Consider the following 2153-nt stretch of genomic DNA (forward strand, 5'->3'; position numbering starts at 1 on the left):
CCTAACTCCTAACTCCTAACTCCTAACTCCTAACTCCTAACTCCTAACTCCTAACTCCTAACTCCTAACTCCTAACTCCTAACTCCTAACTCCTAACTCCTAACTCCTAACTCCTAACTCCTAACTCATTACTCATTACTCATTACTCCTAACTCATTACTCATTACTCATTACTCCTCCATTTTTATTTATCACTGTTCAACCGGACATGATATTACTCTCCAGTTTGTGCCAGAGTGAGAGAATTTTGAAGTTGTTGAGCTAGTGTCTGGACATGAGGTGATCTGACCATGCTTTGATGATTACCAGGAACTAAATAAGTTTCTATAGATTCGACTAATTCATTCCAAGCAGATTCAAAATCACCAGCAGATTCAAAATTACCATCAATCTCACTAGCTTTTAATAAAACAATAGATCCAGAGTAAAACTGAGGTTGATAATTATGCAGTGCTTGAACGTTTAATTTCTGAATCTTCAAAAGATAAAGAGCTTGAGCTAAATCAAAATCTTCTGGAATTAAACTTTTCTTGATAGCAAGTTCTACAACATAGGTTAGTAGTTCTTCTCGGTCTAATTCTTGGAGTTCCTCTAAAGACATATCTAAATCTTGTTCTAAATCTAAATCTTGTCCTAGAAATTCTTCTACTAATACAGCTACATTATTTTCTTGTTCTTTTGGAATCATAGAAGGTGGAGCACTATCTATTAAAATCAATAGAGCTATCTGTTCACCTCGACTTTGAAGTTGTTGGGCTATCTCAAAAGCTACTAAGCCGCCCAAAGACCAACCCGATAGAAAATAAGGACCATGAGGTTGAACAGTTTGAATCTCCTGGATATAGTGAGCCGCCATTTGTTCAATACTGGTGTGATGGGTGCTTTCAAGACTGAGACCAAAAGATTGTAATCCATAGACTGGTTGTTCTGAACTTAGATAGGAGGCTATGTCTTGATAGCAGAAAACAGTTCCTCCCGCAGGATGAATGCAAAACAGAGGTGGTAATAAACCACCTTTGATTTTTACTAATGCAGACCAAGGTAAAGGATTTTCCTCAGAACGCAGAATATCTGCTAGCTGTTCAATGGTGGGACTACTAAACAGTGTTGCTAAAGGTAAATTTCTCTGGAATTGTTGTTGAATTTGAGACATTAGATGCACAGCTAGAAGAGAATCCCCACCTAAATTGAAGAAGTTGTTAGTTACTCCAATAGGATTGATATTGAGGAGTTTTGACCAAATTTGGGCTAATTTTATTTCTATGATGTCTCGTGGCAGAATTAATTGGCTTTCCTGAGTTAAATCAACCTCTGGTGCTGGCAATATTTTTTTGTCGATTTTTCCATTGGCTGTGAGCGGGAACTTTTCTAAAAAGACAATGGCTGATGGTACCATGTATTCTGGTAGTTTTTGTTTGAGTTCTTCTTTGAGGAGATTGCTGTTTAATGATTCATTGTTACTGACTACATAAGCTACAATACTTTTATTGTTTGGGATATCTTCTCGGACGGTGACTACTGCTTGTTTTACTTGGGAGTTTGTATTGAGAACTGCTTCTATTTCTCCTAGTTCAATGCGGAACCCTCGGATTTTGACTTGGTTGTCTATCCTGCCTAGATATTCTATGTTTCCGTCTGGCGAATAACGTACCACGTCTCCTGTTTTGTAGAGACTACCTACACCAAAGGGGTTAGGAATGAATTTTTCTGCTGTTAGTTCGCTGCGGTTGAGATACCCTCTTGCTAAACCATCTCCTCCGATGTATAGTTCTCCTGGGATTCCTACTGGTACTGGTTGTAAATAATTGTCTAATACATAAACTTTGGTGTTCGATATTGGTCGTCCAATCGGCACTGAATTTAGCTCTCCTAGGCTTTCAGTTATCTGATAACAACAGGTAAATGTGGTATTTTCTGTTGGTCCATATCCATTAATTAATTGACAATTTTTCAGTTGGGTAAGAGCTTTTTTCACATGAACTAATGATAATACATCTCCTCCTGCTAGCAGTTGATTTAAAGATTTTAAATCTTCTAATCTTTCTTCTACCATCAGATGAAATAATCCTGCTGTTAACCACAGTGTCGTAATTTGATTTTCTTTGATTACTCGTCCTAATTCTTCTAAGGATGGTCTTGAGTGGGGACAAATT

General features: G+C 37.5%; 1 protein-coding gene. It reads right to left on the reverse strand.

Going from position 1 to position 2153, the window contains the following annotated elements; genetic code table 11:
• Positions 1-214: 214 nt before the first annotated feature.
• Positions 215-2153: thioesterase domain-containing protein (locus tag F6K40_RS39855; protein WP_293145751.1), on the reverse strand; the 1939-nt coding region annotated here is incomplete at its 5' end.

This window comes from Okeania sp. SIO3I5 (assembly GCF_010672085.1).
Taxonomy (GTDB): domain Bacteria; phylum Cyanobacteriota; class Cyanobacteriia; order Cyanobacteriales; family Microcoleaceae; genus Trichodesmium.